This is a genomic window from Hyphomonas oceanitis SCH89, assembly GCF_000685295.1.
Classification (GTDB): domain Bacteria; phylum Pseudomonadota; class Alphaproteobacteria; order Caulobacterales; family Hyphomonadaceae; genus Hyphomonas; species Hyphomonas oceanitis.
In genome coordinates this window covers 1-3,832 of the sequence record NZ_ARYL01000082.1, presented here as the reverse complement: position 1 = coordinate 3,832, position 3,832 = coordinate 1, and the positions used below count along the sequence as shown (strand labels likewise).

Here is a 3,832-nt window from a genome sequence, read left to right as displayed (position 1 = left end):
CGAATGCCTCTGGTTCTCCTGTTGGAAATGTTCCGCTCAGGCGCTCGGCTGCGAGGTCGGGATTAGGCACCCTGATCTGGGTGGTTGAGTAGCGGTTCAGTTCGGTGACCGCGTCGGCCAGTGTCACATCGTCGAACTGGACACTACCGCTGCGCCATTGCAGCGCGGCGCCGGGTTCGACCCTGGACACGGTCTGGCTGCCATCGCCGGCAATCTCGAGCCGGTCCCCGGGCGCCAGCACCCTGCCCTTCGGATCGGCGGGATGTGTTGCCTTGCCGAAACCGAACAGGCTCTTCTGTTCCGGAGATGTCGAAACGCTGACCGAGCCTTCCAGCAGGGTCACAGCCACACCGGCTGGCTGCGCATAGATGTCGAATTGCGTCCCGAGCGCGCGCGTACGGCTTGTACCTGCCGCGACGATAAAAGGTGCCTTGGCCTTTTCGACCTCGAACAGGGCCTGCCCGCGCTGGAGGGTGACATGGCGCTCGCGGGGAGAGTAGGCCACGTCCAGCGCCGTGTCCGTGTTGAGCGTGATCACGGTTCCGTCCGCGAGCGTGACGCTGCGCTGCTCCCCCACGGCAGTGGCATAGGTCAGGGGCGGCGGGCTGGCGCCGGCATTGGCGAGTGCGAAGACTGTGGTGGCGAGGGCAAGTGCTGCCGCGAGGCCTGTCAGCCAGGCTGCGGTGCGGAGCCTTGTCCGCCGGGCGGGTTTTGGTAACGCCGCTCCCCTGCCCGCGCGCAGGCCCCGGTCCACGATCGCGAGGCTGGCTTCGATCTGGCGATAGGCTTCTGCATTGTCAGGGTCGCGCTCCCAGGCCCGGAAGGCGTCCCACGTCTCCAGGTCCACATCCGGGTCCTGCAGTTCGCTATACCAGCGCGCCGCGGCATCAAGCCGGCCCGTCTCCTCGTCGTTGTCGTTCATCACGTGGGTATCACTCAGCCTTGTCGGGACGCGGGGCGCCCGCTTGCGAGAGGGATTTCGCAATGGCCGCCAGCGCCTCGGCTATATCACTCCGGACGGTCCTTGGCGACACGGCGAGGCGCCTGGCGATCTGGTCATGGGTCAGGCCCTCCAGCCGGTGGAGTTCAAGGGCCTCCCGCTGGCGGGGCTTCAGGGTATCGATCGCCGCCTGGGCGATCGCCAGCAATTGCGCATCCATCACCTGCTGTTCAGGGGTCGCTGTCCGGTGGCAGGCCAGCCTGTCACCCATCTCGCTGATCTCGGCAGTCATGTGCCGGCTCCTTCCATAGCCCGATTTCAGATAGTCGCGCGTGAGGTTGCGCAGGATCGTGAACAATAGCGGGCGCAGCTCTTCCACGGGCTTGTCGGAATAGGCGCGGCTGGCGGAGATGAAGGCTTCCTGGACCAGGTCTTCGGCGTCTTCTGCATTGCCGATGCGGGATCGGCTGAAGCGGAGGAGTTCGGGATGGTGGAGGTGGTAGAGGTGGGTCAGTGCGATCGACCGAACACCGTGCGGAAGGCAGAAATCCAGCGTACGATTCTCGAAAGCCGCTGTGTCCTTGCCGTATTCAGCAACTTTCCTCAAAATGCCTTGCTCCAATTCAACGGAAACTTTGAGTTTTCTCAGATTTACAACGTATAGTTTATGTTTGCTTGTAATTCCAGCAAAAACTTAAAGTCTACTTTGTGGTGCAGTTGGTCACATAAAGCCAACTTGGGCTCATGGAAAGCGCCCATAAGGAGCAAATTGCGGCCGCGATAAGAGCGGCCCGGCGAGCGAAGGGCCTTACCCAAGAGGCTCTGGCGGAGCGCATCAATAGAAGTTCCGCTAGCCTTAGCAATTTGGAGCGAGCACAGGCACTTCCTTCGCTTGATACATTGATCCTCATCGCAGCAGCTCTGGATGTTCCGATCAGCAATCTCGTTGAAGGGCCGACAAAAGGGCGCAAATCACGTTCCAGAATTCGTGATGAGAATGAGCTGATCGAACTCATTCGTTCCCTCTCAACGGACCATCTGCGAATAGCGCGGATACAGATTGAAGCACTTATTTCAACAAGAAGATGATTAGCCAAATCAGCTATGAAGCAGTTGGCTATGGCCGATATGGCCTACGCACCATTCTCCCTGCTTTCCAAGCATTCATGTCCGAGGCTCATTCACATAGCTTTTCTATACCTGTTAAACCCAGAAACCAGTGATAAACATTGGCGCAGGAAATCCCCCCAGAGCAGACAAAACAACTCTCGCTGGAATATCCCCAAAATGCGATCGTACAAGCTTCGGCTACCCCACGAGTTGCCTGTCGTTTTAGGGCGCAGCAGTAGACTTTGAAAATTTGAAGCTCATTACCTAAAATTGAAATTACCAAGTGCAAGAAATGTGTTGTTTGGTATGGTGCTTGTATGGTTCGATTCATCCACACAGCAGATCTTCATCTTGGGAAACGATTTGGTCAGTTTCCAGAGAGTTTGCGAGGGCGACTTACTGAGGCGCGACATCAATCCATCCCCATAATGTCAAATCTCGCCCGCACCCATGGAGCCGATTTCATCCTGATAGCTGGCGATGTTTTCGATACGGGGACGCCATCCCCTTCGGTAATACGTCAAGCGATGCAGGCCATGTCTGCTGACAGCGAAATCAAGTGGATCATTATCCCAGGAAATCATGATTCACTTTCTTCAGATGAGCTTTGGAGGCAGGTTGCAAATGATCGCCCCCAAAACGTACTGCTCGGCCTCGAAAACAGACCTATTGAGATTGCTCCTGCAACGGTCGTCTTACCGGCCCCTTGTCTAAATCGCAGGCCTGGACGCGACCTTACCGAATGGATGTCCGACGCCGATATTGAGAGCGACAGCATCTGCATCGGACTAGCGCATGGGGCAGTACAGAGCTTTGGAGAGGATGGCGCTTCGGAAATCATCGCTCCAGATCGCGCCCAGCAATCAGGCCTCGACTATCTTGCTCTGGGAGACTGGCACGGTCAGATCTCAATCAATGATCGAACTTGGTATTCGGGCACTCCCGAGCCAGACCGGTTCAAACACAGTATGCCGGGCAAAGCTCTCTTGGTTGAAATTGACGGCTCACGAGCTATGCCGGCGGTGCGGCCTTTGGAAACTGGAAGCTTCAACTGGCAAAAAAAGACGATGCAGTTTTTGTCAGGCGAAAGTATTGACGAGCGTCTTGAAGAGATCCTTCCCGAAATTTCATTAAGACGCAGCACCTTACTTCAGGTCGCGGCGGAGGGTCGAATTCGGGTTCGGGATCGCCTTCTCCTTGAAGAAGCAATCGGTGACGTGGCACCTGACTTCGCTTCGTTCGAGATGAGGTCTGAGGCGCTTGAAACCGAATATGAGATATCGGACTTGGACACAATCGATCAAGCCGGAGCCTTAAGGCAGGCAGCAGAACGCTTGATGCATGAAGCAGGTTTAGACCCAGATCCTCACGGTGTGTCCGCATCGGCTTTATCCCTACTGTACACTTTTTCGGTGGAGGAATCGTGAGACTTAGGGCGTTGCGACTATGGAATGTCAGAAAGTTTGCCGGACGTGGCGTCGCGATCGAGAACATCGGCAATGGCGTGAACGTGCTTTCCGCCGAAAACGAGTTTGGGAAATCGACAAGCTTTGACGCATTGCATGCTGTCTTCTTCCAGCGCTTTTCCGGAACTCCTAAGCCTGTCCAGATGCTGCGACCATACAGCGGAGGTAGCCCTCAAATCGAAGTTGATGTGGAAACAGATCAAGGTCTATTTCGTATTAGCAAGAAATACTACAATGGTAAGAGCGCAGTAATAACAGATATTGCTACGAGTAGAATTATTGCCCATGGCCTGCCCCACAGGGGTGATCCACCAGA

General features: G+C 56.1%; 5 protein-coding genes. 3 read left to right on the top strand and 2 right to left on the bottom strand.

Features of this window, described 5'->3' with window-relative positions; genetic code table 11:
- On the bottom strand, positions 1–922 hold a 922-nt coding region (locus HOC_RS20090), incomplete at its 3' end, for a FecR family protein (RefSeq protein WP_035542169.1).
- Between the two features lie 10 nt (positions 923–932).
- Entirely contained in the window at positions 933–1,547 is a 615-nt protein-coding gene (locus tag HOC_RS20085) for an RNA polymerase sigma factor (RefSeq protein WP_162174914.1), read from the bottom strand.
- Between the two features lie 137 nt (positions 1,548–1,684).
- On the opposite strand from HOC_RS20085, the gene HOC_RS22020 reads away from it, so the two are divergent.
- The 3 genes from HOC_RS22020 to HOC_RS22015 all read left to right on the top strand — a co-directional run.
- A complete protein-coding gene (locus HOC_RS22020) occupies positions 1,685–2,029 on the top strand; it encodes a helix-turn-helix domain-containing protein (protein WP_084146508.1) in 345 nt (114 codons plus the stop codon).
- 338 nt (positions 2,030–2,367) lie between these two features.
- Complete coding sequence (locus HOC_RS20080) at positions 2,368–3,477, top strand: metallophosphoesterase family protein (RefSeq protein WP_035542165.1); 1,110 nt, start codon at positions 2,368–2,370, stop codon at positions 3,475–3,477.
- 11 nt (positions 3,478–3,488) lie between these two features.
- Positions 3,489–3,832 (top strand): AAA family ATPase (locus HOC_RS22015; protein ID WP_206741627.1); only part of this gene is annotated, 344 nt, incomplete at its 3' end.

Bases quoted from the DNA above. Each gene is read 5' to 3' on its own strand.
- HOC_RS22020 (WP_084146508.1), top strand. From the start codon at position 1,685: ATGGAAAGCGCCCATAAGGAGCAAATTGCGGCCGCGATAAGAGCGGCC.
- HOC_RS20080 (WP_035542165.1), top strand. From the start codon at position 2,368: ATGGTTCGATTCATCCACACAGCAGATCTTCATCTTGGGAAACGATTT.